Source organism: Streptococcus sp. Marseille-Q8145 (assembly GCF_965112035.1).
In genome coordinates this window covers 80,673-105,052 of sequence record NZ_CBCOPQ010000004.1, presented here as the reverse complement: position 1 = coordinate 105,052, position 24,380 = coordinate 80,673, and the positions used below count along the sequence as shown (strand labels likewise).

Sequence of the window (24,380 nt, the reverse complement as noted above, 5' to 3'; positions counted from 1 at the left end):
AAAATTGCAACTGATTTCATTATTATTAACAAGTAACAAATTTTCTTTCATGTATTTTCGATATTTTTCATAAATTTCATATTTTGATTCCAAAAAGAAAAAACGCCCGCTAGAAGCGAGCGTCATGTAGTGAATTATTCACCACGGTGTTTCTTAATGATTTCTTCTTGTACTGATTTAGGTACATCTTCGTAGTGGTCAAATACCATCATGAAGGTACCACGACCTTGTGTTGCAGAACGAAGAACAGTCGCATAACCAAACATTTCAGCAAGTGGAACATAAGCACGAACGATTTGGCTGTTACCATGTGCTTCCATACCGTCAACACGTCCACGACGAGCTGTTACGTGACCCATAACATCACCAAGGTTTTCTTCAGGAACAGTGATGGTTACAAGCATCATTGGCTCAAGGATAGCTGGTTGTGCAGTCTTAGCAGCTTCTTTCAAAGCAAGTGAAGCCGCAACCTTGAAGGCTGTTTCAGATGAGTCGACATCGTGGTATGAACCATCGTAAAGTTTAGCTTTCACGTCAACGATTGGGTAGCCAGCAAGGACACCATTCGCCATTGACTCAATCAAACCTTTTTCAACCGCTGGAATGAATTCACGAGGAACCACACCACCGACGATAGCATTTTCAAACTCGAAGCCTTTTCCTTCTTCGTTTGGAGTAAATTCAATCCATACATCACCAAATTGACCTTTACCACCAGACTGACGTTTGAAGAATCCACGTGCTTGAGTAGAAGCGCGGAATGTTTCACGGTAAGATACTTGAGGAGCACCTACGTTTGCTTCAACCTTGAACTCACGACGCATACGGTCAACAAGGACATCCAAGTGAAGCTCACCCATACCAGAGATAACTGTTTCACCAGTTTCAACGTTTGTTTCAACGCGGAATGTTGGATCTTCTTCAGCCAATTTTTGAAGGGCAATCCCCATCTTGTCTTGGTCTGCTTTAGATTTTGGCTCAACCATCAATTGGATAACTGGTTCTGGAACGTTGATTGACTCAAGGATGATTTTAGCTTTTTCATCTGTCAATGAGTCACCAGTTGTAGTATCTTTCAAACCAATAGCAGCTGCAATATCCCCAGCATAAACGGTTTCGATTTCTTGACGACTATTGGCATGCAATTGCACAAGACGTCCGATACGTTCACGTTTACCTTTAGAAGTGTTCATTACGTAAGAACCAGATTGAAGTACACCTGAGTAAACACGGAAGAATGTCAAACGACCTACGAATGGGTCAGTCATGATCTTGAAGGCAAGAGCTGCAAATGGCTCTTCGTCAGATGCTGGACGAGTTTCTTCTTCATCTGTATCTGGGTTGATACCTTTAATCGCTGGGATATCAAGTGGGCTTGGAAGGTAGTCGATAACCGCATCAAGCATCAATTGAACACCCTTGTTCTTGAAGGCAGAACCACACAATACTGGGAAGAATTCAACGTTGATAGTTGCTTTACGGATAGCAGCTTTCAATTCTTCGTTAGTGATTTCTTCACCTTCAAGGTATTTCATCATCAATTCTTCATCAGTTTCAGCAACTGCTTCCACCAATTTTTCACGGTATTCTTGTGCTTGTTCAAGGTATTCAGCTGGAATATCTTCTTCAAGGATATCTGTACCAAGGTCGTTGGTGTAGATTTCAGCTTTCATCTTGATCAAGTCAATGATACCACGGAAGTCATCTTCAGCACCGATTGGCAATTGAATTGGATGAGCATTTGCTTGAAGACGGTCGTGAAGTGTGCTTACTGAGTAAAGGAAGTCAGCACCGATTTTGTCCATTTTGTTAGCAAATACGATACGTGGAACTCCGTACTCAGTTGCTTGGCGCCAAACTGTTTCAGTTTGAGGCTCAACACCTGATTGTGAGTCAAGAACGGTAACCGCACCATCCAATACACGAAGAGAGCGTTGTACTTCGATTGTGAAGTCCACGTGTCCTGGTGTGTCGATAATGTTTACGCGGTGGTTGTTCCATTGAGCTGTTGTCGCAGCAGATGTGATAGTGATACCACGTTCTTGCTCTTGCTCCATCCAGTCCATTTGTGACGCACCTTCGTGAGTTTCACCGATTTTGTGGATTTTACCAGTATAGTAAAGGATACGCTCAGTTGTAGTTGTCTTACCAGCATCGACGTGAGCCATGATACCGATATTACGAGTTTTTTCAAGTGAAAATTCGCGTGCCATGAGGTTAGTTTCTCCTATTTTTTTATTTTACAATCTATTATAACATTATTTAGAAAAAACGGATAGGCAGGACCTACCCGTTCTAAATGTTTATCTTGTTTTTTTGTTGGTTTCAACTTACGAAATGGTAAGTTGAATGATACTCGGGCTAAAGTTAATTAGCCGATTTGAGCCGGAACGGGATGCTGTGTGAAAAAGATAACTTCCTTGTATTCGTCGAATACTGCGTCAGTTTCCTATTTTCTCTGGGACTTTCTTAACGCTTTCGCATCCTATATTACCAACGGAAGTGTGCGAAGGCACGGTTAGCTTCAGCCATACGGTGAGTATCTTCGCGTTTCTTAACTGCTGCACCAGTGTTGTTAGCAGCATCCATGATTTCTTTTGCAAGACGATCTTGCATAGTGTGTTCACCACGACCACGTGAAATTGTTACCAACCAACGAAGTCCAAGTGTAGTACGACGTTCTGGACGAACTTCAACCGGTACTTGGTAGTTTGAACCACCGACACGGCGTGCACGTACTTCAAGAACAGGCATGATGTTTTCCATCGCTGTTTCAAATACTTCAAGTGCATCATTTCCAGTAGCTTCTTTGATTTGCTCAAAAGCTCCGTAAACGATAGAAGCTGCTGTACCACGCTTACCATCAAGCATAACGCGGTTGATAAGACGAGTAACTAATTGTGAATTGTAAAGCGGATCTGGCAATACTTCGCGCTTAGGCGCACGGTTTTTACGACTCATTTATCTTTATCCCCTTTCTTTATGCTTTTGGACGCTTAGTACCGTATTTAGAACGGCCCTGCTTACGGTCAGTAACACCTGCTGTATCAAGTGCACCACGAACGATATGGTAACGTACCCCTGGAAGGTCTTTTACACGTCCACCACGAAGAAGCACTACGCTGTGCTCTTGCAAGTTGTGTCCGATACCTGGGATGTAAGCTGTAACTTCGATCAAGTTGCTCAAACGTACACGGGCAAATTTACGAAGGGCTGAGTTAGGCTTCTTAGGTGTCATAGTTCCGACACGAGTTGCAACACCACGTTTTTGTGGTGAAGATACGTTTGTTTGAACTTTTTTGTGGCTGTTGTAACCAACGTTCAAAGCTGGTGATTTAGATTTTTCTACTTTTGATTTACGCGGTTTGCGAACCAATTGGTTAATTGTAGGCATCTACATTCTCCTGTATTTTTTTAATTTTGGTGATGATACACTTGGTGACAGCTACCATCTGTGTGTACTTTTGCAACATTTGTCAGCACGTCTCTGTACACTTTTGAGAGACCAAAAGTAAAAAGTACCGTTTATCATTGTAACACAGAAGCATCTCCTCGTCAATAGCTTTTCTTAATTTTTGACTTATCTTCACTTCTTAATCAACCTTTTGCTTGATTATTGTCATCTTAAAGATCTGAAAATATGCTACAACAGATTGTTGATAAACACTTAAATACTAATCAAAATATGTATTCAATTCTATTTTTCACTTGAAGTCTGGGAAGGAACCACCGTATTTGAAGAGGCGCCCGAAGTATCTGAAGACGGGCTTGGTATCTCCGAAGATGGACTTGGGGTAACTTCTGGACTAGAGGATGGTGCAGGAGTCGAACTTTCTTGTGGCTGTATTCGTGGTTCGATGGAGATGGCAGGTGTTCGATAAGCTGGCGCAACAGGCGTAGGAGAGAACGACTGCTGCTGGTCTGAATCAGGTTCAGTGGATTCCTCAGGTGTCTTCATTGCATCTTTTACGGCTTGAATTCGACCTTGGAACTTAGCTTTGGCTTCCTCATCTTTTACCTTGTCAACCGCTGCTTGTGCTTGAGTCAAACTTTCATCGGTACGCTCTTCTTCTAACTTTTTAACAGCTACTTCAGCATCCTGAATCGTATTATCTTCTGACGATGCTTTCTTAGTAGAACTAGCTTTACTGGAGCTTGAACGTCTACTATAACTGACTGTTTTGGCGGAGCCCGTATTCTTCTGAGCTGGTTTTAAAAATATAAGTCCAGAAACCAAGATAAGCAGCATTATTGCCAGGATCCCTAAACGAACAAGGTTAGAAGCTCTCTCTAATTTATCAAAAATATTTCTCATAATTTTTTCCTAAAGTTAATCAAATATATTCCCAATCTCAACATCAATCGTATTTGATTTAACATCGATATTGGTCACCTTTAACAGCGATTTGTATTCCAGATGATCGCGATTGGCTTGCGCATTGTCTGCAAAGACCGCTACTCCTGCTAACTCCGAATCAAACTCAGACAGAAGACTAATCATCCCATTAACCGTTCCACCTCCCTTTAGAAAGTCATCAACAATCAGTACCCGACTGCCAGCCTTGAGGCTACGTTTTGAGAGGAACATTTTCTCAATCCGATCTCCGCTAGAGCCAGAGACATAGTTGACACTAACCGTAGAGCCCTCAGTGATTTTCAAATCGCGACGGACAATAACAAAGGGAACATTCAAGACATTAGCGACAGCATTGGCCAAGGGAACACCCTTGGTCGCCACTGTCATAACGGCATCAATCTTTTGATCTTTAAAAGCTTTGGCAATGATGCGGCCAATATTATTGAGGATAGATGGCGTACTGAGCAAATCTGACAAGTAGATATAGCCGCCAGGGAGGATTCGATTACTCTCAGACAGCTGATCGCGGAGATCTTGAACGATAGCCTTTGCCTCCTTTTCTGAAATAGAAGGAGTAAAGACGACACCTCCCCCAGCACCAGTAATTGTCTCAATCGTACCAATTTCGATTTCTTCAAAGGCGCGTTTGATAATCACGATGTCTTCTGAAATAGAAGACTTGGCAGATTCATATTTTTCTGCAAATGTATTTAAACTTGTTAATTGGTAAGGATGGTTAATCAAGTAATTGGAAATAACCACCATGCGCTCACTTCTTCTTAATTTCATTTTTTCACCAATTCAACTCCATCAAAATCAGCCACAAACTAATCTATGAGCTAGGATCTTCTCGCACAGAGCACAAATCAGCTCTTCCGATTCCAAAGTTTGGAGTGATTTCTTTGAATATTTATTTTATTTTTTTTATTATATCATACTATATCAAAAAAACGAACATTATACTAAATATAATGCCCATTTTTCGTATTTTACTTGTCAATTTTTGGTTTATAGAAGGAACGATTTTCCAGCGCAAATATTTTATTGGTCATTTCCCCTGGAGCAACGAGAGACAGAGCCGTAGTCATCATCATCATTTCCGCATCCAGATTGTCAATCATGTGTAGGATTTCTGCTTCCATAATCTTTGGACGAACGGGACTGCCGTATTCAAGGAGACCGTGATGACTGAGGAGGACGTGGCGCAAAACGATGACATCTTCCTTGGTATCATCAATTTTCAGCTCCGCCAAGGTTTTAGTCAGTTCCTCATCAATCAGTGCAATATGACCAATCAGATTGCCTCGGACAGTATATTCCGTATTTTCTGGACCGCTCAACTCAATGACTTTGGCCAAGTCGTGCAACATAATCCCCGCAAAAAGAAGGCTCTTATTAAGCTGAGGATAAATGTCACCAATCGCATCCGCTAGTTTGACCATGGTAGCTGTGTGAAAAGCGAGTCCCGATTCAAAAGCATGATGATTGGTTTTCGCTGCGGGGTAAGAATAGAATTCCTTATCGTATTTGCTGTAAAGGGAACGCACGACCCGCTGCCAGACTTGATTTTCAATCTTGAAAATCATTTGCGCCAGATATTCCCGCAGTTCTTTTTGGTCAACGGGTGGTTTTTCTTTGAAATCAGCAGGATTGTTGGGCTCGCCGGCCTTTGGCAGGCGCAGTGTCAGCTGATTAACCTGAGGGGTGTTATTGTAGACTTCGCGACGGCCTTGCATGTGGACGACTTTCCCCGCTGTAAATTCCGCCACATTATGGGGCTGGGCATCCCATAATTTCCCTTCAATCACTCCAGTGTCATCTTGGAAAGTAAAGGCGAGGTAATTCTTCCCAGCTCTAGTCTGTCGGACTTCTGCTGACTTAATCAGATAAAAGCCTTCAAACATCTCATCTTTTTTCATTTGATTAATTTTCATAGTCTTCCCTTTCATCTGGAATATCGAGCAAGTGTAAATGAAGGTCTTGGTCAGACAATTCAATATGCCGCAGCGTTCTTTCAATGGCATTGGTTCGTCGAGTCAGTAGCTCATCAATGCTGCCAGAAGCGTTCTTAAGGTGCTTCTGAGCCTTGGCTAGAATACCGCCAAACTTATTGAATTCCAGCTTGACACTGCCCAGAACCTTGCTGATGTCATCTGCGCTACGCTGGATGTTTAGGGTTTTAAAGCCAACTGAGAGAGAGTTGAGCAGGGCTGACAAGGTAGACGGTCCAGCTACGACAATCTGCTCATCTCGCCGCAAACCGTCGAAAAACTCTGGATTGCGAACCACTTCGGAATAGAGTCCCTCCGTTGGCAAAAACAGAATCCCAAAATTCGTCGTAGCTGGCGGAGCCAGATATTTACTCTTAATATCCTTGGCAAAGCGCTTGACGCTAGCCAATAGCGACTTACGGTAAAGTTCAATTTCTTCCTTGTTGCCCGATTCATAAGCCTCTTCCAAGCGGTAGTAATCCGCCAGAGGAAACTTAGAATCGATGGGCAGGTAGACATAGTCCTGCTCTGTCTGCCCGGGCAATTTGATAGCATACTCCACGCGCTCACTAGAACCTGCCACTGTGGCAAATTCTCGCTCATACTGGCTGGGCGTCATGATGTCTTCGATAATTTGTCCCAGCTGGAGCTCGCCCATAATGCCACGGGTCTTGGTATTGGAAAGAACCTTATTGAGACTGCCGACATCCCGAGCCACTGTCTGCATCTCTCCTAAACCACGATTGACAGACTCTAGCTGCTTGGACACCGTCTCAAAGGAGGTCTGCAGACGACTCTGCAAAGTCTTCTCCAATTTTTCCTCAACGGTCTGGCGCATCTGCTCCAGCCGCAGGTCATTGGACTCCTGAATCTGACGCATCCGTTCATCGGTTTTGTCTCGATTTTTGCTGAAACTCTCCGCCATTTCGGTTCGCAAATCCGTCAAATGAAGATGCAAATCTGTTCGAACTTCTGCCAGCCGATCGCCCAGGACCAGTTCCAACTCTTTTTGCCGAAGAGCCTCCTGCTGCCTTTCCTGCTCAAAGCGGTAATCCAGCTGGTCGGACAAGTGATCCTCCTGCTCTTCTAGCAAGACTCTAATTGCCTGCTCCTGTTGCCCCTGTCTCTGCCAGAAGAAATAGAGAAAGACCAGATTGATGATAAGCAGGATGATGATGATATATTCCATATCAACTCCTATCTTTACTGTAAATAACAACCGTATAACCCTTGTCAAAGGATAAAAATACAGGTCTATCTATAAATTCGTTAGAAGCATAGACTTTTTTAAAGAAAAAATTCGTTTCATTTAAAGGATATTTAGCTCCTTCAATCGTCAACGGAACATCCTCTGTCGGCAGAAAGGCCAGATAGTCCATGCCTTCCACTGGCTTGATTTCATGACGGCCAGAGGGCACATAGCGGATGCAATTCTGGGTATCCACTAAGATCAGCTGCTCCATATAGGGGGCGATTTTATCGTTGCTGGGCAAGAAAACATTGGCCAGAGCATGGTCTAGACGACCGCCAAAGGCGCCGAAAATCGTCAGATAAGCATCTGGATAGCGCTCAAAGCAAGCCAGAACAGCCAATTCCAAGTCCGTATCATCCTTTTCAGGCTGAGCCTGAATGACTTCCTTGGCGCCAGCTTTTATGCGCAGCAATTCTTCATCAGAAACAGAATCAAAATCGCCAACCGCTAGATCTAGAGGCAAGCCCTGCTTTAGCAAATAAAAGGCACCACGATCAACTCCGACAAAAAGATCAAAATCCCGATTGACCGCAATTAAATCACCGCCAGCAAACAGAGCAATCCTAGGCATCTAGTGCATCCCTCAAGGTCTGAACTTGATGGCTGACATCACCTTTGAAGACATAGCTACCGGCCACAAAAATATTGGCGCCAGCTTCTCTAGCCATCTGAATCGTCTTATCGTCAATCCCACCGTCCACTTCAATATCAAAGTTCAGCTGATTGGCCTCTCGCAAAGCGACCAGTTCACGAATCTTACCCATGGTTTCGGGCAGAAAAGCCTGACCGCCAAAGCCTGGGTTGACTGTCATCACTAGGACCTGGTCCACTAGATTCAAGACATTTTTAATCGCTTCGACTGGAGTTCCAGGATTGATAACCACACTAGGCTTGACACCTGCCGCACGAATCTTCTGCAGAGCTCCATGAATATGCGGCGTCGCTTCCACATGGATGCTGATAATATCCGCACCTGCTCGAGCAAATTCCTCAATATGATGCTCAGGATTGGATACCATGAGATGGCAGTCAAAAACCATCTTGCTGTGGGGACGCATACTGGCCACAACCCCAGCCCCAAAGCTGATATTGGGTACAAAATGACCATCCATGACATCCAAATGGGCATACTCCGCTCCGCTAGCTTCTAGCTTTTTCAACTCTGTCTCAAAATTAGCATAATCCGCACTCAGAACAGAGGGAGCAATTTTAAATGTTTTCATGATAGTTCCTTTCTCTATTTAGGAAGTTTTTTAGCCGTCTTTTTATAAGTTTCACGACGATTTTCGATTTCACTGAGAAATTGCAGGTAATTTTCAAAACGAAAAGCAGCAATTCGCTCGGCTTCTACGGCTGGTTTGACAGCACAAGCCGGCTCATGTGTATGGGTACAAGTGCGGAATTTGCAGTCCCGACTGATTTCGGCAATTTCTGGAAAGGCGGCGTTCAGGTCTTCTGCCTTGTCTACTTCATAGTCTAAGGAAGAAAAGCCCGGAGTGTCCGCAATTTTTCCGCCATTCAGGTTATAAAAGCTAACCGCCCGTGTCGTATGGCGACCCCGCCCCAGACTTTCAGAAATTTCTCCTGTTTCTAAGTGCAAGTTTGGTGCAATTTTATTGAGCAGGGTGGATTTCCCAACACCAGTCTGACCCATAAAAACAGTGATTTTCCCTGTCAGAAGTGGCAGTAACTCCTCAGTGGTTTTAACAACCTCATAGCCGATGGCCTGATAGGCCTGTACATAGACATCCAAGCTCTGCTCATCTTCAAGCAGGTCTAGCTTGCTGATGTAGATAATAGGATGGATCTGCTTATGCTCTAAAAGCACCAAAAAACGATCCAAGAGATTGGCATTGAAGTCTGGCTCCTTGGCACTCATGATGACAACTGCCTGATCAATGTTGACAATGGGTGGCCGCACCAAACTATTTTTACGCTCGGCTATTTTTAAAATGTAGCCTTCAGAATCCTTGTCCGCTGAAAATTCGACATGGTCGCCAACATAAGGCGTCTGACCTTTTTTACGGAAATTTCCACGCGCTCTCGTCTGATACACCTGCCCATCTGACTCTACATAATAAAAGCCAGCCAAGGCTTTGATAATTATTCCTTGCAAGACTGCTCCTTTAAAGTTAATACAATTATTATATCAAAAAAACATATATTTGGCTTTTACTATTGGCATTTTCGAAAAATATGTTATAATAAAAAGCAAGCGGAGGTGGTGGAACGGCAGACACGCATGCTTCAGGCGCATGTGCCCGTACGGGTGTGAGGGTTCAAATCCCTTCCTCCGCATCGAACAGGAACTCTTGTCCAAGTTGACAAGAGTTTTTCTTTTGAAAAATTATGAAATCGTCTTGAAATTTCTTTCAGAAAAACCAGCCCTTTTCAAAAAGGCTGGTTTTCATCATCTTATAATCCTTGTTCCTTCAAGGCATCTGCCAGACGGGCAAAATCTGCCAAAGTCAAGGCTTCTCCCCTGACACTTGGAGACAATTCAGCTTGCTCTAAAGCAGCTGTTAGCTTAGCCTTGGTCTCCTCAGACTTTCCAAAATGACTGGTCAGATTGTTCCAGAGCGTCTTGCGACGGTGGACAAAGCTAACCTTGGAAACCTTGAAAAAGAATTTCTCGTCTTGGACTTCAACTGCTGGCTGGTCTCTACGTACCATCTTGAGAATGGCCGAATCCACATTTGGTGCTGGCACAAAGACTGTCCGCGGCACAATGAAAGCAACCTTGGCCGTCATGTAATACTGGACCGCAATCGACAAACTGCCGTAAGCCTTGGTATTTGGCTGAGCCGAAATCCGATCCGCCACTTCTCTCTGCATCATCACGACAAACTCACTAAAAGGAATCCCGCTCTCAATCAAATGCATGAGAATCGGCGTCGTGATGTAGTAGGGAAGATTCGCCACCACCTTGATAGGCAGGTCTGGATTCTTAAACTCTGCTATGTACTGAGCCAGATCAACCTTGAGAATATCCTGATTGACCACCGTCACATTGTCAAAATCGCGGAGAGTATCCGCCAAAATCGGAACCAGACGATCATCAATCTCAAAGGCCATGACCTCGGCGGCACTTTCCGCCAAAAACTCTGTTAAAGCCCCAATACCAGGACCAATCTCGATGATATTGACCTTTTTGTCAATCTCAGCCGTATCCACGATCTTCTGGAGGATGTTGGTATCCGTCAGGAAATTCTGACCGAAAGATTTTTTAAAGGTGAAACCGTGACGCTCCAGAATGGCACGGGTCACACTATAATCTGCAATTCTCATGTTTTCTCTTTTCTATTATAGTAAGCTTCTGGAGTATAATGATAGAGCAAAACAAATAAGGGTGTTCCATCAAATCCTTCCACCATATCTTTTAGGAGTGCATCTGGATGAATGATTTCTCGTGTTTTGGTGAAATAAACTCCGTGTTCCCCGTTTCTATTACGAAGTTCCCAGGCAACATTATTCCCTTGGACAGAAGGTAGGTAACGTTCCATTTCTAGAAAGTCAAAAAATTCTTTCACCGTCATATCTTCAGGAATCTCAAATTCCACCTCATGAGGCAGTACATCGTCCCCCATACACACAGAATCTCTATCAACTCGGATTTTCATTTTGCTCTCTCCTTATAAGTTTCTATTTGAACGCTATCAAAATAAATCTAAGTACCTCTATTGTAACACATTCTCCATGCATTTTGAGGTCTGCTCAACTATTATCATAAGATTTCATAGCTTCTTCCACTTCTGCCAAGATCACTCCAAACAGATTTAGATATCTGAATTTCCTTCCACTATTGAAGTAAGCATAAAAATTTATTTTTCTAAATCTTTATAGATTGTCTCTTGAAAAGGTCAGTTGTTCAAGTAAGTAATAGAGTCTTGCTTGCTCCTCTTCTTCGTAAGCAGATCTATTTGCTTTTACTTCCCTGCATTTCTCGTCATACAAAAAACCGTCATATCCATCTTCTGTAGATAAAGCAATATAGACTTTCGCCATTTCTTCAGGATTTATCGAAAATCTTGACTTAATTTTATACAGATTTTTCATAAAAGCGCTGAGGTGATCGTAGCGGCGCATATCTACTTTGACATTGGTTACACGGATAGCCTGAACCTTGACACCTTCCCAATGTTTCCGCATATAAAGCGACAGCATCAACAAGGCCAGTTTATTCTGATAATAGGTCTTAGCAGGACTGTAATGTTTTTGGTCGGATAAATTTTCAAAATCAAGCTTCATGAAAGGATAAAGCACCAGTCCTTGGGAAGAAATATTAATAATCCGACCACTTTCTGACTTTTCCAACAAGCCTCTCAACAAGGTAGAAAGCAAGAAGGGAGCTACCACATTGGTTGCAAACTGCTTCTCCAAACCGTCTTTAGTCAGAATCGGCTTTTTGATTGATAAGTCAAAATCGGCCGCATTGTTAATGAAAACATCTAAAGTCTGTTCTTTTTGGATGTACTGTTCTACTGCTTTCCTGACGCTCTTCATATCAGATAAATCAACCAAGATGTAATCTACATGCGGATTTCCTGTTTGTTGACGGATTTTCTCACAGGCTTGCTCAACTGCTTCTTTTCGCCGGCAAAATAGGGTCACTGACCACTCTTTTTCAGCTAACTGTTTAGCAGCTTGGTAGCCAATACCACTATTGCCGCCTGTAATAATTACTTTTTTCATTTCTGACTCCGTTAGACTGAATATTTGAGCATGGCTTCTTCCACTTCCGCTAAGGTCACCCCAAACAATTCCAACCGCTTGAGCAGCTGTTTGCCATTGGAATAGCCGATACGGAGTTGCTCACCTAGATACTCTCGGCGCTGACGGCTGTCGCTTCCTAGGAGCAATCCCAGCCGCATGAGGTCATTCTTTGTTACATCAAAATCACTGCTTGACTCAAAATGGCTGGTTACCCCAGCGAGGGCTGTCTTTAAGTCTTCAAAACTAGCGTGCTCAATACCTAGCGAGCACCCTTTAGTCTTGGACTTGGGAGCTGCTTCGTCACGCTTGAGGAAGGCATGTTGGACAGTGGGAATTTTCGTCATAATCAGACGGCGAATCCGCTCGCCGTTGAAATCAGGATCTGTAAAGACAATAACTCCATGCAAATCATGCAGGCGCTGAATGCGTTCTATATCCTGGTCATTTATTGCGGAACCTCGTGTCTCATATGTTTCCACGTCAAAGTAACGCTTGAGATTGGCCGTATCATCGCGACCTTCAACCACGATAACTTGGGAAATTTTTATTCTATTTATCACTATCGTACTCCATTTTAATCATAACCTGACAAAGTTAAAAGAACGATTTCTTCTGGAAAAACCAACAAGCGAACACTGCCAGTCACGGCACCTGATTCCAAAAACAAGAGTTCCCCATTTTCCTCTTTTAAAGAATAAATAAGCGGCTGCCTCTCTTTAATTTTTTGACATAATTTCTGAAATCGTACCTCTAATTCAGGAACATTGATGATTAAATATTTGAAAAAATTCAGCAAATTTTTTTCTGATATTAGATTATCTTCATAATTGATTTCTCCTAATTCATTTAAGAGGCAGATTGTATCTGGCAGATTTTTCAAACTGTATCCAAGTAATTCAAAAGTGAGAGGAGAAATCAAAATCTCACATAAATTCATTTCTTGAAGCAAGTCATTGAAGGCAATAGTTGATGTTTTATTAATCTTTGCCAACATGTCTTCGGAAATACCTCTAAAATAATATCTATCATTACTTTGTATGTCAGACAATTGTTCCCTCCTATTCATCTATGTCTCTCAGCCTAAACACCTTCTTTGCATTTTCATAGGTCGCTTGCGCTACTTCTTCGACAGTCAGCCCACGCAGCTCCGCAATTTTCTCCACCACATAGCGGGTATAGGCTGTTTTGTTTTCTCGGCCACGTTTGGGAACAGGTGCTAAGTAAGGCGCATCCGTCTCGACGAGGATTTTGTCCAAAGGCAGGTTCTGCGCAGCTTCTTGAATATCCGTCGCTTTTTTAAAGGTGACGACTCCAGAAAAGGAAATCATCATCCCCAACTCGATAAAGCGCTCCGCCATTTCCAAAGAACCTGAATAAGAGTGCATGATACCGCCCCGAGGGCCTACACCCTCACTCTTGATAATCTCATAAGTGTCTTCTAGCGCATCACGAGTGTGGACCACAAAAGGCAAATTTAAATCCTTAGACAGCTGAATCTGACGACGAAAAACCTGCTCTTGTACTTCCTTGGGCGCTGTCATCCAGTGATAATCCAGACCAATCTCACCCAGAGCCACCACTTTTGGATGATCAAGCTTGTCTAGCAGATAGGCTTCCACTGACTCATCATAAGTCCCAGCCTCAGTCGGATGCCAGCCAATCGTAGCATAAATCTGCTCATAATTGTCGGCCAACTCCAAGGCGCGCTCAATGGTCGGCCGGTCAAAACCGACAACATTCATATTGCGGACGCCCATTTCTGCAGCTAGCTGGAGCTCTTCTGCCTCTCGACCAGCAAATTCTTCCACATTTAAATGCGTGTGTGTATCAAAAATCTTCATGCTTTACTTCCTCGTATTTCCTGCCTTTCATTATACCAAAAAAGTCAGATAAAGGGGCAAGAGCTTTACTTTCTTTCCATCTACTCCAGCAAGTATTTATCGATCCTCTATTGCCTATCAAGAGCGATTTTACTGTTTTTTGATAATTTTTTATTATTTTTCGATATTTTGTTATTGATTATCGATATATTTTGTGATATAGTAAATAAAAATAGAAATTATTTGGAGGAATCCATGTCAAAGACAAGACAAAAAACAGCTGAAGATATAAGCATTGTGCTTACAAAAATCAGCCTCAGCATTTTATTTATGGCTTCCATTGTCCTGATAGCCATCGGACCTTGGGTGGTCAGCTTGATCATCGAATTTCCCTCTCCTTTCTTTCAAGGAGAAAGTCGCTATTGGATACTGTTGCTCCTAGGCTATGTCTTGGGCTGCCTGGCTCTGACCTGTATCGTGCATCTCTATCGGCTCCTCAGCCGCATCGGGAAAAACCAGGTCTTTATCAGACAAAATGTACAGTATATGCGCTATCTGGGCTGGGAAGTTGGAATGGTCGCCCTCATTTCTTTCTTTATGGGCTTGACAGTCTATATGCCCATGCTCCTCGTAGCCGTTTCTTGCTGCATTTTAACCTTGATTATTCGGGTTATCCGCAATGCTTTTGGCAAGGCCATTGAGCTGCAAGAAGAAGTAGACTACACGATTTAGGAGGGACTATGATTCAAATAAATTTAGACCTTGTCATGGCTCAAAAACGGATTAGTGCTGGACGCTTAGCAGAATTGATTGACCTCACCCCTGCCAACTTGTCCATCTTGAAAAATAACCGAGCCAAGGCAATACGCTTTTCAACACTTAATGCCCTTTGTCGGGAATTGGACTGCCAACCCGGCGATATTCTTGAATATATCACAGATGAAACCGAGGAGGAATAAACATGGAAACACCATCACAAGAACAGATGACGGGGCAACCCTACCTTCCTTTTGAAAAAGACCAAGAACGAAAAAACATCTTCACAGCTTTAAACACAAAGGAACTGAAGAATTTTAGAATCAGCTCTCTCATTCTCTATTTTTTAGCCTACTTTTATACAGTTGCCATCGACGGTAACAAAACTATTTACTTTTTTCCTATTGCGATCGGTTTGATTAGCCTGACCGAGTGGTTAGTAAGAAAAATGCCGACAAGCTTGCCTCAAATCGAAAAGGATGCTTCTACTGGGCTCGAGTCCAAGCTTTTCCTGATTCTCAGCCTGACTCAGGCACTGGCTCTCAGTATCTGGGGCTTTCACCCACAATTAGAAATTTTTCAGACTTTGGCTCTCCACATCTCCTTTTCTTTTTATATCCTATCGCGGACGGGTTGGCTCAATCAAGGCCGCTTGGGAATCATGGTTTGGTACGATAGCATTCAGGCCTTTGTGATTCTACCTTTTAGAAACTTTTTCGCTGGTCTTCAGGTCTTTGCTCTAAGTGATAAGGCTTCAGATGCAACTACTGAAGACAGCGATTCTTCTAAAAAAGCACTCCAAAGTACGATGATCGCAAGTAGCCTTCTCATTGCTGGTATGCTGGTCTTCTTCGTTTGGTCACAACTCAGTCAAGTCTCTGATCGATTTGCTCTTTTCTTTAGCGATACAGCTGATGCCTTGCATCTTTTCTTTGACTTGATCTTTTCAAATCTTGATACAGACGCCATCGCTCTTCGCCTCTTCTTGGCCCTACCTATCGGCCTCTATCTCTACAGTCTGATTGTTGGCAGCTTACTGAATCAAAAAGATATCAAAGTTACCTATCAAAGCTTCCAAAATAAAATTCAGCCACTGCGAATGTTTCCTGCTTTTACAGCCTATATCATCATCGGCAGCCTCTGCCTGACCTACGCTCTCTTTTTCTTCGTTGGTTTAGGAGAATTAAGCGAACTCCTTAGTGCTGGCACTAGCCTCCAAACTATTTCTCCACAAAATGCCTCAACCGTTGCTGTTGCCGGCTTCTGGCAACTCGTTCGTGTATCACTTCTAAATTTCGCTGTCCTAGCCGCCTTTTATTTACTGGCCCAAAAACCTCTCTGGGACCAGAAAGGCACTCGACTAGCCAGCACTATCCTCTTTATTTTCGCCTTTTTACTGGCCTTGCTTGCCGGCTGGAAACTCTTTGGCATCTATATCTATCTTTATGGTCCAACACCATTGCGCCTGATTTCAGCTTGGTTTATCCTTGTTCTACTGGTCTGGTGTATCCTGACCCTAATTCGTTTCTACAAGCCCATCCAAGCGATCCGAATCGGTATCTTCTACGCCCTTATTAGTTTCACGCTGCTCTGCTATCTCTATCCTCTGCTCTTAGCTGCTTGATAGAGAGCGTACTTACATGCCAATATAATTATCAAAAAGAGGCTGGGACAAAAGTTCTAGCCTCTCAATTATCTTTGGATTGTCGAGCAAGGCGCAGGGGTTGAGTGGGCTCTACTACGCTGATTTCATCAGCTTTTACAACCCTACTCAACTGTGCGGAGGTGGGACGACGAAATCGAATTCTAACGAATTACCGATTTCTGTCCCACTCTCTTTTCTTTTATTCAAACTAGATAAGATACACCTAGAAACCACCTAGACTAGCCCGTTTACCTTCCATTTCATGTAAAGTTCCTATTCTGCACGGACTCCTTCATAGCAATACTAGCCACCCTTAAACCATAGAAATCTATTTTATCAAGAGCAATAGAAAAACCAGCGGTCTCGAGTCTCCACTGGTTTCTTTATGGTAATCGTTTGGATTATGCAGCCAAAACTTTGCGTCCTTTACGACGACGAGCTGCCAATACGCGACGACCGTTTTTAGTTGACATACGGTTACGGAATCCGTGTTTGCGCGCACGACGAAGTTTACTTGGTTGATAAGTACGTTTCACGATGAATACCTCCTCATAGATTTTGTATTCGTTTAGCCGGCTATAAAGTGATCAGTTACTAAACATACTTTACCATTCTATCTGATTCTCTCTTGTTTGTCAATAGTATTGGACGAATTGTTTCTTTTTGGAAACGAAATCATTCAAATCGTGTCGCTTCATAGAAGGGAATCAAGGCAGTCATAGCCTGCTCAAGCTCCGACAGAACTTCCTGCTTACTTGCGGCCTCGGAAAGATTGACATCATATTTGATCAAAACCTTGCGGACTAATCCTGTAGCCACCTCCTGACTTAAATACTGCCTATTTACCTCAGTAGCCTCGAAGCGTTGACTCTGGCCGTCTATCTGGGCAAAATAGTAAGCTGGCGGTTGAATGGGCAGATTCAGTACCCGATTTTGCTTGCTGAGGCTGTGCTCGTCTTTCTTACGCTCCATAAAGCTCACCTCCAGCGACACTCCAAAATCTTCTGCAGTTCCATACAAGCGCAGAGCGAACATGGGCTCTGTGATTTCCCCATAGCCTCTTAGATAATTCCAAAAGTGTGGGCGTAAAATCTGAGCCTGATTCAGCCAATTGCTGGTCCGCTCCAGACTCAGCTTAGGATAGAGAGCCTGAAAGTCCCGAACCAAGTTCGCAAACTCTTGCCGAGCAGCCTGACCTCTAGTTTTCAAATCCAACATTGTCTCTCGCAGATCCCCTGCCTTATCTGGTGAAATGTATTTACTTCCTTGAACAGTCAAAAATGACTCAATAGCTGGAAAAAGTGACATAGAATTTTCTCCTTTCTTCTATTAGTAGTCTCGCGAGTAGGAGGAAATATCCTTCCAAGTTAAAGTTGCTAGGTCTAAAGGAGTTTTTGAACTCAGACCAAAAACAGAATCTGCACTGCGTTCATCATTCGACTCTACCCCAAGGATATGAAATTCTCCCTCTTTTTCTATATCGAAGCCTGTATTATCACTTCTTAATCTATACATATAACCCTCAGCCTCTGGGCGCAATGCATGCCAACGAGCGTAGAATACTGTTCCATCTGTGTATATAGTAGCGCCTTCTCTACTTCCACCCACCTGAGCAACCTTCGATTGCGCTAAATAAGTCGAAACTCCTTGATTCAAGTAATAAATAGCCGCCAAATAATAATCTCCATTCGTAGACATATGCCCTGTCAACAATTCTGGTGTCCCATTCTGATCAATATCATAAAATGCATATAATTTAGCATGTCCCTCAGACTGATCAGCCTGTAATTTCTCAAGGGTTGAAGAATATGAAAGCTCATCTTTCCTCAGCTTGTCTGCCGTCTCCATCGACGAGTTTGTCTCTTGATTAGAAGAACTTGATACGCTTTCTTTACTTTCCGAAGTCTTTTTCCCCTTGGCCGACGCCTCTGTCCTCTCTGTAGTTGATGAAGAAACATCCGACTGATTATTAATCCCTTGACTGCAGCCTACCAGCATAAAGAAAGTAAGCAACACAAGAATAGCTCGTTTTTTCATAAATATCTCCCGTCATTTATATAGTATAAAAAACCAGCTGAGCAGCTGGTTAAGATTTATTCCGAATCAATATCTACAACAACGTAGCGGTTAGGCTCATCGCCTTCTGAATAGCTAGTCACACCATCAATTCTTGAGATGATCCGGTGGATGATTTTACGCTCACTATTAGACATAGGATCCGTATGCTGGCTGCGACGGTCTTCTAGAGCACGCTGAGCCAATTTTTGCGCATAGCTTTGCAAAACTTCTGCACGATGCTCCACATAGTCATTTACATTGATAGAAATGTAGAAGCTCTTAGAATATTGATTGTAAAGATAATTCTGAGCCAACAGCTGCAAGGCTTTCAAGACTTTACCGTGGTAACCAATCACGCGTCCTGGCTCATTGGTATCAATTTGCATATTGATTGTTCGGCGATTGTGGCTACTAGAAAGAGTCGCTTCAACATCCATTTCATCCACAATCTTTTGCACATATGTGGTCACACTTGCGACAACTTCCTCAATATCACAATCATCCTCAACCTGGATTCCCAAGTCAAAGAAGGACGACTCAGCTGTCTCTTGCTGACTAGGTACCACTTCTGATAAAGAGCTATCTTCCTCTGAATCTTTCAGAGTCTGTGCTTCATCAACCGATTGACTGGTCTTTAAGAAATCAATTGCACCTGTTTCTTCCAGAATGGTACTGGCATCTTTATCATTTTTTAGAATTTCAGCCTTGACTTTTTCTGAAACAGCTTCACCTTCGTCTTCGGCCTTCTTGATAGCCGTCACCACTCGCCCTAAGTCGACTGTTGCTTCACTAACACTCTGTACCGGCTCGTTTTGTGCATTGATTTCCTCAGGAACTCCTTTTACCGCCTGTTGGTTGGCCTTGGCCACAGTCGTTTCAGCAATCGGCTCCACATCTACCTGCGCAGGTTTCTTGCCAAACAAACCGAGAAAACCTTTCTTTTCACGCGAAACAACGGTAATATGTGCTCTCATTCGTGGGATATCCAGCGTTTTTAGTCCATTTTGAATCGCTTCTTCAACACTTGCTCCTGTAAAAATAACCATCTGCAAGGGTCCTCCTTTTTACTTTTTCTTTTTCTGTGCTTTTTGAAGGGCACGTTTTTTCTTCATTTCCAATTGGCGCTCCGCCTTTGCCTTTGCTTCACGTTCAGCAATAATCTTAAAAGGATTGCTCAAAAGCAAGGTCTGACCGACTTGATAGGCGTTAGAAACTGTCCAGTAAAGAGCGACCCCGCTGGCTGCATACACCGCAAAGAAGAAAATCAATACCGGCATCAGGTAGGTCATCACTGCCGTCCCACCATTTTTTTCTGGCAAGGCTTTATTGGATAGCCAAGTGCTAAAGAAAGTAAAGAGAGCAGCGAGAATAGGTAGGATAAAGGTCGGATCTGTTGTTCCTAGATTGAGCCAGAGGAAGTGACCTGTTTTCAAAAATTCAACCCGTGTCAGAGCTTGAAAAAGTGCTACAAGCACTGGCATTTGGATAAAGAGCGGAAGGAATGCAGCATAGGGATTGACTCCCATTTCTTTATAAAGCTTGCTGGTTTCTTCTGCTAAAGCAGTCTTACTATCCATATCCTTGCCCGGATATTTTTCCTGAAGTTTCTTGATATGAGGCTGAACTTCCTGCATCTTTCTAGATGAGGTCGTCTGAAATTGAAAGACTGGCAACAAGACTGTCCGAATAATCAACGTAAAAAGAATAATCCCGATCCCTGTACTTCCATTAAAGGACAAGAATTGAATCATCTCCGCAAAGAAATAGACTAATTTCTCCCAAAAATCACTTGAATTAGCGGTCACTTCGCTGGTGCCACAAGCCGTCAGAATGAGCAGCGAAGCCACTAAAAGAAATCCTATTTTACTCTTCTTTTTCACAAATAAATCCTTCCTGATAAATTCTTGCAACTTTCAAGACATGCAATAAATTTTGTTCCACTTGGTGGTAGTCCAAAGTTTCAACTCCCTTGCGGGCAATAACAACAAAGTCATCCTTGGTCAAGTCCGCCCGATGCTGGATCAAGACATGACGAATCTTTCTTTTGATACTATTGCGGACAACTGCATTGCCCAGCTTTTTACTGACTGAAATCCCCACTCGAAAATGACGCTGTTCTTTTTCTAATTTATAAACGACAAACTTTCGATTGGCAAAATTCTGCCCAGCTTTAAAAATCGCCTTGAAATCTTTTTCGCTCTTGACGCGATAGTTTTTTCTCAAAACTCAACTCCATCCACCAAAATTAACTCTATTATACCATATTTTCCCAAAAAGCCAATAAGGGCTAGGTGCGAGACGAGCCCTCTTTTTGAATAGTTTTACCGAATGAAAGAAGCTGTTCGGAAAGAAGAGATCGGCAGTACAGCTCCAAAAAAGAGTCCGGGACAAAAGTCCTAGCCTCTCAATTGTATTTGGATTATCGAGCAAGACGCAGTGGTTGAGTGGACTCTATTACGCTGACTGCATCAGCTTTTATAGCCCTACTCAACTGTGCGGAGGTGGGACGACGAAACCGAATTCTAACGAATTACCGATTTCTGTCCCACTCTCATTTTACACGGTAAAAAACGTCTGGGTGCTCTGAGATACCTTGGGCAATAATGAAGCGATCTCGACTGCTATCAGTCGGATCCTGCCCGCTAACAGTCTCTCCAGCTGGCAACTTTTTCCCTGCTGGAATAATAGATAAGGCAGCACCTGTAAGATTATGCCAACGAATATTTGTACGATAAATTCCATTTTCATCCAGACCAGCGTAAACCAGCTCCAACTTGGCAACATCTGACACAAGTCCCTTGGCATCAAAGGTATAAGTGACGCCATTGGCATCCCACCAAGTACCAGCCATGCTAGAAAAGTCCCCAGAAGCAATGGCCTGCATATCTAAATTAGAGGTTGCGGCAGGCTCTCTTTCCCCCTTGCTTTCTAACTTGGCAGAAGACTCCTTAGTTGCTGGCTCCGAAGGCTCCTGACTGCTAGAGATAGAAGTGTCCGAACTACTTACTTCAGTAGACAGCTCTGTCGAACTTTTGCTCGTCTCAGACTTTTTGGAAGAAGCTGAGCTGGTCGAGGTCGAGCTAACTTTGGAACTGCTAGAAGGTGATGTCGGTTTTTCTTTCTTTTGACCGCAGGCCACTAACACAGACGATGCCACCAGAGTTCCAGCCAAGCGAATCATCCATTTTTTCATCTTTAGCACCTCGCAATATTTTCCTGTTCTTGTAACATTATTGTAACATAAATACAGCTTTTTAGAAAGCAAAAACCAGCTCGAAAGCTGGCTTATCTTATTGAATTTTTTTCAACATATTGTCGATATGCTGGATGGATTTTTCACGGCCTAATAGATAGATGGTATCTGGCAATTCTGGACCGTGCATTTCACCAGAAACAGCGATACGGATTGGCATAAAGAGGTTTTTACCCTTGATACCTGTTTCTTTTTGGACTGCTTTGATTTGTGGGAAGATGTTTTCTGTCACAAATTCTTCATCTGTCATTGCTTCCAGTTTTGCTTTGAAAGCTTCCAAAACGACTGGAACTGTTTCGCCGGCCATCACTTCTTTCTCTGCTTCCGTCAATTCTGGGAAATCTGAGAAGAAAAGATCTGTCAATGGAACGATTTCATCCACTGACTTCATTTGTGGTTTGTAGAGCTCAACCAATTTCTCAGCCTTGTCAGTCAAGCGTCCTGCTTCTTCCAAAAATGGTTTGGCCATAGCAAAGATTGTCTCAAAATCTGCATTCTTGATGTACTCATTGCTCATCCAGTCCATCTTTTTCTGGTCAAAGGCAGCTGGAGACTTGCTGAGGCGATTTTCATCAAAGAGCTCAATCAATTCTTGACGAGAGAAGATTTCATGCTCGCCACCAGGATTCCAACCAAGAAGAGCGATGAAGTTAAAGACTGCTTCTGGTAGGTAGCCTTTTTTACGATAATCCTCGATGAACTGGAGGGTATTGGTATCGCGTTTTGACAACTTTTTACCAGTCTCAGAGTTGATAATCAGGGTCATGTGACCAAACTCTGGTGCTTCCCAACCAAGCGCTTCATAAACCATAAGCTGTTTTGGAGTGTTGGCAATGTGGTCGTCTCCACGAATAACATGGGAAATTTGCATGTCGTGATCATCGATGACAACGGCAAAGTTGTAAGTTGGGTAACCATCTTTCTTTTGGATCACCCAGTCACCACCAATATTGCCACCTTCAAACTCGATGTCGCCCTTGACCATGTCCGTCCACTTGTAGATACCAGCTTCATTGACAGCCAGACGAACCGTTGGAATGATACCTGCTGCTTCACGCTCTGCGATGTAAGCCGCTTTTTCATCTTCGCTCATGCCAAGGTATTCGTTGATGTAGCGAGGTGTTTCACCAGCTGCTTCTTGGCGCTCGCGCTCAGCAGCCAATTCTTCTTCTGTAACGTAAGATTTGTAGGCCTTGTCTTCAGCTAGCAGTTGGTCGATGTATTTCTGATACAATTCCAAACGCTCTGACTGGCGGTAGTTCTCATGAGTTTCTGGACTTTCATCCCAGTCCATGCCCAACCAACGGAGGTTTTCAAGCTGTGAACGCTCACCATCTTCGACATGGCGTTTGCGGTCTGTATCTTCGATACGGATGATAAAAGTTCCACCATGATGGCGTGCGTAAAGGTAGTTAAAGAGCGCAGTACGCGCATTTCCGATGTGTAAAAGTCCCGTTGGACTTGGTGCATAACGCACTCGAATATCTTTTGTCAATTTTCGATCTCCTATTTGGGAATAGCAGGAGTGTCTTGCCCCTGCTTTCGTATTCAAACGTTATTATATCACATTCTCGACCCAGAATCCGCTGAATCGTATGATTTTTTAAGACAGTCTTTCTTCGAGAACAAAGTCAATCGGCAGCCAAGCTAAAACCTGCTCCATCTGCTTTTCCCAGTAGTACCATTCATGCATACCTGGGCTATGACTGTAGGTGATATCCATGCCTAATTCTCGCAAATTTTTCACAGCCACCTGATTGGCCTCGTAGAGAAAATCCTCTTCACCGCACCATGCCCAAAGCTTAGTCTTTTTATCAGATTGCTTAGCTATGCTCTCCAGAGAATGAGGACTGCTGGTCCAGTCTTTATATTCTCCAAAAACTCCCCGCCAGTAGGCTGGTGTTGCTATTTCAACATCGTCTGGATGACTATCAAGAAAGCTCAAAGCCCCTGAAAGACTAGCCGCGTATGAAAAACGGTTAGACTTAAGAGCCAGCTTAAAGGCTCCGTATCCGCCCATGGAAAGACCAGCGATAAAATTCTTCTCCCGTTTGTCAGACATATTAGGGAAAAAGCGTTTGAGCACCCGTGGCAGCTCCTCAGCGATAGCTTCATAGTAATGATAGCCATACTGGGTATCAGTGTACCAGCCATTGTTGGTATTTGGCATCACAACAATCAAGTTAGTCGAGCGAACCAGACGTTCGATATTTGAGCGCTTAAGCCAGCTATTGTGATTACCGTTCATACCATGAAGCAGATACAAAACAGGAATATCCTTATCATCTGGCTTGTCCACGCGCGACGCATCTGGATAGAGGACATTGACTCCCCACTCCATCTCCAAGGCTTCTGAATAATATTCTATCTGCATCACTGCCATCTTTTTTCTCCTCTTGTAAAAACTACTGTTCTTGACCAGACAGCACAGCCAGCCACACTCCGAAAGCAAAGCCTGTTCTGCAACTGCCAAAAGATAAGAAAAAGCCGATATCCGACTTTCTCTCTACAAAACACTGGGAAAGTTACTCCCTC

Annotated in this window: 28 protein-coding genes and 1 tRNA gene; 4 read left to right on the top strand and 25 right to left on the bottom strand. The window is 43.3% G+C overall.

All coding sequences use genetic code 11. The features are described 5' to 3' along the window. Positions 1-134: 134 nt before the first annotated feature. From fusA to rsgA, 10 genes are all read right to left on the bottom strand, one after another. Entirely contained in the window at positions 135-2,213 is a 2,079-nt protein-coding gene (gene fusA / locus ACWPVL_RS08825; protein ID WP_454388356.1) for an elongation factor G, read from the bottom strand. A 277-nt stretch (positions 2,214-2,490) separates the two neighbouring features. Next, on the bottom strand, positions 2,491-2,961 hold the full coding sequence (gene rpsG, locus ACWPVL_RS08820; protein ID WP_005591659.1) for a 30S ribosomal protein S7: 471 nt from the start codon (positions 2,959-2,961) through the stop codon (positions 2,491-2,493). 19 nt (positions 2,962-2,980) lie between these two features. Next, positions 2,981-3,394, bottom strand: coding sequence for a 30S ribosomal protein S12 (rpsL, locus tag ACWPVL_RS08815; RefSeq protein ID WP_005591658.1), 414 nt, complete (start codon positions 3,392-3,394; stop codon positions 2,981-2,983). A 303-nt stretch (positions 3,395-3,697) separates the two neighbouring features. Then, positions 3,698-4,315 (bottom strand): hypothetical protein, encoded by a 618-nt coding sequence (locus ACWPVL_RS08810; RefSeq protein ID WP_454388354.1) that lies wholly within the window; start codon positions 4,313-4,315, stop codon positions 3,698-3,700. A gap of 15 nt (positions 4,316-4,330) precedes the next feature. Next, positions 4,331-5,146, bottom strand: coding sequence for a pur operon repressor (purR, locus tag ACWPVL_RS08805; protein ID WP_005591656.1), 816 nt, complete (start codon positions 5,144-5,146; stop codon positions 4,331-4,333). 200 nt (positions 5,147-5,346) lie between these two features. Beyond that, positions 5,347-6,291: a 3'-5' exoribonuclease YhaM family protein gene (locus tag ACWPVL_RS08800; RefSeq protein ID WP_045500508.1), complete on the bottom strand. Its 945-nt coding sequence runs from the start codon at positions 6,289-6,291 to the stop codon at positions 5,347-5,349. Beyond that, positions 6,281-7,537, bottom strand: coding sequence for a DNA recombination protein RmuC (locus ACWPVL_RS08795; protein WP_454388351.1), 1,257 nt, complete (start codon positions 7,535-7,537; stop codon positions 6,281-6,283). Before ACWPVL_RS08795 ends, ACWPVL_RS08800 begins: the two co-directional genes overlap by 11 nt. A gap of 1 nt (position 7,538) precedes the next feature. Next, positions 7,539-8,171 carry a thiamine diphosphokinase gene (locus tag ACWPVL_RS08790; protein ID WP_454388349.1) on the bottom strand — a complete coding sequence of 211 codons (633 nt, stop codon included), beginning with the start codon at positions 8,169-8,171 and terminating at the stop codon, positions 7,539-7,541. Further along, positions 8,164-8,823 carry a ribulose-phosphate 3-epimerase gene (rpe, locus tag ACWPVL_RS08785; RefSeq protein WP_045500502.1) on the bottom strand — a complete coding sequence of 220 codons (660 nt, stop codon included), beginning with the start codon at positions 8,821-8,823 and terminating at the stop codon, positions 8,164-8,166. The genes ACWPVL_RS08790 and rpe overlap by 8 nt, the downstream gene beginning before the upstream one ends. Positions 8,824-8,837: 14 nt before the next feature. Further along, complete coding sequence (gene rsgA / locus ACWPVL_RS08780) at positions 8,838-9,716, bottom strand: ribosome small subunit-dependent GTPase A (protein WP_454388347.1); 879 nt, start codon at positions 9,714-9,716, stop codon at positions 8,838-8,840. A 99-nt stretch (positions 9,717-9,815) separates the two neighbouring features. Here rsgA and ACWPVL_RS08775 point away from each other — a divergent pair. Then, a tRNA-Leu gene (locus tag ACWPVL_RS08775) sits at positions 9,816-9,898 on the top strand. A 117-nt stretch (positions 9,899-10,015) separates the two neighbouring features. Here the strand turns inward: ACWPVL_RS08775 and rsmA are convergent. From rsmA to ACWPVL_RS08745, 6 genes are all read right to left on the bottom strand, one after another. Beyond that, on the bottom strand, positions 10,016-10,888 hold the full coding sequence (rsmA, locus tag ACWPVL_RS08770; RefSeq protein ID WP_454388345.1) for a 16S rRNA (adenine(1518)-N(6)/adenine(1519)-N(6))-dimethyltransferase RsmA: 873 nt from the start codon (positions 10,886-10,888) through the stop codon (positions 10,016-10,018). Then, complete coding sequence (locus ACWPVL_RS08765; protein ID WP_454388343.1) at positions 10,885-11,220, bottom strand: hypothetical protein; 336 nt, start codon at positions 11,218-11,220, stop codon at positions 10,885-10,887. The genes rsmA and ACWPVL_RS08765 overlap by 4 nt, the downstream gene beginning before the upstream one ends. A gap of 217 nt (positions 11,221-11,437) precedes the next feature. After that, the gene (locus ACWPVL_RS08760) at positions 11,438-12,292 is read right to left on the bottom strand and encodes an SDR family NAD(P)-dependent oxidoreductase (protein ID WP_454388341.1); all 855 of its coding nucleotides are present in this window, start codon (positions 12,290-12,292) and stop codon (positions 11,438-11,440) included. Between the two features lie 11 nt (positions 12,293-12,303). After that, entirely contained in the window at positions 12,304-12,873 is a 570-nt protein-coding gene (gene rnmV / locus ACWPVL_RS08755) for a ribonuclease M5 (RefSeq protein WP_454388339.1), read from the bottom strand. A 14-nt stretch (positions 12,874-12,887) separates the two neighbouring features. Then, positions 12,888-13,361, bottom strand: coding sequence for a hypothetical protein (locus tag ACWPVL_RS08750; RefSeq protein WP_454388337.1), 474 nt, complete (start codon positions 13,359-13,361; stop codon positions 12,888-12,890). Positions 13,362-13,371: 10 nt separating this feature from the next. Then, on the bottom strand, positions 13,372-14,154 hold the full coding sequence (locus ACWPVL_RS08745; RefSeq protein ID WP_454388335.1) for a TatD family hydrolase: 783 nt from the start codon (positions 14,152-14,154) through the stop codon (positions 13,372-13,374). 234 nt (positions 14,155-14,388) lie between these two features. Between ACWPVL_RS08745 and ACWPVL_RS08740 the strand changes: the two genes are divergently transcribed. Genes ACWPVL_RS08740 through ACWPVL_RS08730 form a run of 3 tightly spaced genes read left to right on the top strand, consistent with a single transcriptional unit; the run spans position 14,389 to position 16,513 of the window. Next, complete coding sequence (locus tag ACWPVL_RS08740) at positions 14,389-14,865, top strand: DUF2975 domain-containing protein (RefSeq protein ID WP_454388333.1); 477 nt, start codon at positions 14,389-14,391, stop codon at positions 14,863-14,865. Positions 14,866-14,873: 8 nt separating this feature from the next. Beyond that, positions 14,874-15,092 carry a helix-turn-helix domain-containing protein gene (locus tag ACWPVL_RS08735; protein ID WP_005591644.1) on the top strand — a complete coding sequence of 73 codons (219 nt, stop codon included), beginning with the start codon at positions 14,874-14,876 and terminating at the stop codon, positions 15,090-15,092. A gap of 2 nt (positions 15,093-15,094) precedes the next feature. Further along, positions 15,095-16,513, top strand: a complete 1,419-nt coding sequence (locus ACWPVL_RS08730; protein ID WP_454388331.1) for a DUF4153 domain-containing protein — start codon at positions 15,095-15,097, stop codon at positions 16,511-16,513. A gap of 422 nt (positions 16,514-16,935) precedes the next feature. On the opposite strand, the gene rpmH is transcribed toward ACWPVL_RS08730, so the two are convergent. The 9 genes from rpmH to ACWPVL_RS08685 form a co-directional block, all read right to left on the bottom strand. Continuing rightward, positions 16,936-17,070, bottom strand: a complete 135-nt coding sequence (rpmH, locus tag ACWPVL_RS08725; protein ID WP_000831905.1) for a 50S ribosomal protein L34 — start codon at positions 17,068-17,070, stop codon at positions 16,936-16,938. 139 nt (positions 17,071-17,209) lie between these two features. Next, on the bottom strand, positions 17,210-17,842 hold the full coding sequence (locus ACWPVL_RS08720; protein WP_454388329.1) for an HI_0552 family protein: 633 nt from the start codon (positions 17,840-17,842) through the stop codon (positions 17,210-17,212). Positions 17,843-17,863: 21 nt separating this feature from the next. Next, positions 17,864-18,571 carry a hypothetical protein gene (locus ACWPVL_RS08715; RefSeq protein WP_454388327.1) on the bottom strand — a complete coding sequence of 236 codons (708 nt, stop codon included), beginning with the start codon at positions 18,569-18,571 and terminating at the stop codon, positions 17,864-17,866. 56 nt (positions 18,572-18,627) lie between these two features. After that, positions 18,628-19,638 (bottom strand): RNA-binding cell elongation regulator Jag/EloR, encoded by a 1,011-nt coding sequence (gene jag / locus ACWPVL_RS08710; RefSeq protein WP_454388325.1) that lies wholly within the window; start codon positions 19,636-19,638, stop codon positions 18,628-18,630. 18 nt (positions 19,639-19,656) lie between these two features. Next, positions 19,657-20,472 carry a YidC/Oxa1 family membrane protein insertase gene (locus tag ACWPVL_RS08705; protein WP_125370919.1) on the bottom strand — a complete coding sequence of 272 codons (816 nt, stop codon included), beginning with the start codon at positions 20,470-20,472 and terminating at the stop codon, positions 19,657-19,659. Continuing rightward, positions 20,456-20,815 carry a ribonuclease P protein component gene (gene rnpA / locus ACWPVL_RS08700; RefSeq protein ID WP_454388322.1) on the bottom strand — a complete coding sequence of 120 codons (360 nt, stop codon included), beginning with the start codon at positions 20,813-20,815 and terminating at the stop codon, positions 20,456-20,458. Before rnpA ends, ACWPVL_RS08705 begins: the two co-directional genes overlap by 17 nt. A gap of 328 nt (positions 20,816-21,143) precedes the next feature. Then, a complete protein-coding gene (locus ACWPVL_RS08695) occupies positions 21,144-21,785 on the bottom strand; it encodes a DUF6287 domain-containing protein (RefSeq protein WP_454388320.1) in 642 nt (213 codons plus the stop codon). A gap of 97 nt (positions 21,786-21,882) precedes the next feature. After that, on the bottom strand, positions 21,883-23,340 hold the full coding sequence (gene gltX, locus ACWPVL_RS08690) for a glutamate--tRNA ligase (RefSeq protein WP_454388318.1): 1,458 nt from the start codon (positions 23,338-23,340) through the stop codon (positions 21,883-21,885). A 108-nt stretch (positions 23,341-23,448) separates the two neighbouring features. Continuing rightward, positions 23,449-24,228, bottom strand: coding sequence for an alpha/beta hydrolase (locus ACWPVL_RS08685; RefSeq protein ID WP_454388316.1), 780 nt, complete (start codon positions 24,226-24,228; stop codon positions 23,449-23,451). Positions 24,229-24,380: the final 152 nt, after the last annotated feature.

Excerpts from the sequence above, each read along its gene's own strand:
- ACWPVL_RS08695 (WP_454388320.1), bottom strand. The coding sequence starts at position 21,785 with ATGAAAAAATGGATGATTCGCTTGGCTGGAACTCTGGTGGCATCGTCT.
- ACWPVL_RS08800 (WP_045500508.1), bottom strand. The coding sequence starts at position 6,291 with ATGAAAATTAATCAAATGAAAAAAGATGAGATGTTTGAAGGCTTTTAT.
- rpsG (WP_005591659.1), bottom strand. The coding sequence starts at position 2,961 with ATGAGTCGTAAAAACCGTGCGCCTAAGCGCGAAGTATTGCCAGATCCG.
- ACWPVL_RS08795 (WP_454388351.1), bottom strand. The coding sequence starts at position 7,537 with ATGGAATATATCATCATCATCCTGCTTATCATCAATCTGGTCTTTCTC.
- ACWPVL_RS08790 (WP_454388349.1), bottom strand. The coding sequence starts at position 8,171 with ATGCCTAGGATTGCTCTGTTTGCTGGCGGTGATTTAATTGCGGTCAAT.
- rpe (WP_045500502.1), bottom strand. The coding sequence starts at position 8,823 with ATGAAAACATTTAAAATTGCTCCCTCTGTTCTGAGTGCGGATTATGCT.
- ACWPVL_RS08730 (WP_454388331.1), top strand. The coding sequence starts at position 15,095 with ATGGAAACACCATCACAAGAACAGATGACGGGGCAACCCTACCTTCCT.
- rsmA (WP_454388345.1), bottom strand. The coding sequence starts at position 10,888 with ATGAGAATTGCAGATTATAGTGTGACCCGTGCCATTCTGGAGCGTCAC.
- rpsL (WP_005591658.1), bottom strand. The coding sequence starts at position 3,394 with ATGCCTACAATTAACCAATTGGTTCGCAAACCGCGTAAATCAAAAGTA.
- purR (WP_005591656.1), bottom strand. The coding sequence starts at position 5,146 with ATGAAATTAAGAAGAAGTGAGCGCATGGTGGTTATTTCCAATTACTTG.
- ACWPVL_RS08715 (WP_454388327.1), bottom strand. The coding sequence starts at position 18,571 with ATGAAAAAACGAGCTATTCTTGTGTTGCTTACTTTCTTTATGCTGGTA.
- jag (WP_454388325.1), bottom strand. The coding sequence starts at position 19,638 with ATGGTTATTTTTACAGGAGCAAGTGTTGAAGAAGCGATTCAAAATGGA.
- ACWPVL_RS08745 (WP_454388335.1), bottom strand. The coding sequence starts at position 14,154 with ATGAAGATTTTTGATACACACACGCATTTAAATGTGGAAGAATTTGCT.
- ACWPVL_RS08720 (WP_454388329.1), bottom strand. The coding sequence starts at position 17,842 with ATGTCACTTTTTCCAGCTATTGAGTCATTTTTGACTGTTCAAGGAAGT.
- ACWPVL_RS08810 (WP_454388354.1), bottom strand. The coding sequence starts at position 4,315 with ATGAGAAATATTTTTGATAAATTAGAGAGAGCTTCTAACCTTGTTCGT.
- ACWPVL_RS08685 (WP_454388316.1), bottom strand. The coding sequence starts at position 24,228 with ATGGCAGTGATGCAGATAGAATATTATTCAGAAGCCTTGGAGATGGAG.
- ACWPVL_RS08760 (WP_454388341.1), bottom strand. The coding sequence starts at position 12,292 with ATGAAAAAAGTAATTATTACAGGCGGCAATAGTGGTATTGGCTACCAA.
- ACWPVL_RS08740 (WP_454388333.1), top strand. The coding sequence starts at position 14,389 with ATGTCAAAGACAAGACAAAAAACAGCTGAAGATATAAGCATTGTGCTT.
- ACWPVL_RS08765 (WP_454388343.1), bottom strand. The coding sequence starts at position 11,220 with ATGAAAATCCGAGTTGATAGAGATTCTGTGTGTATGGGGGACGATGTA.
- ACWPVL_RS08735 (WP_005591644.1), top strand. The coding sequence starts at position 14,874 with ATGATTCAAATAAATTTAGACCTTGTCATGGCTCAAAAACGGATTAGT.
- fusA (WP_454388356.1), bottom strand. The coding sequence starts at position 2,213 with ATGGCACGCGAATTTTCACTTGAAAAAACTCGTAATATCGGTATCATG.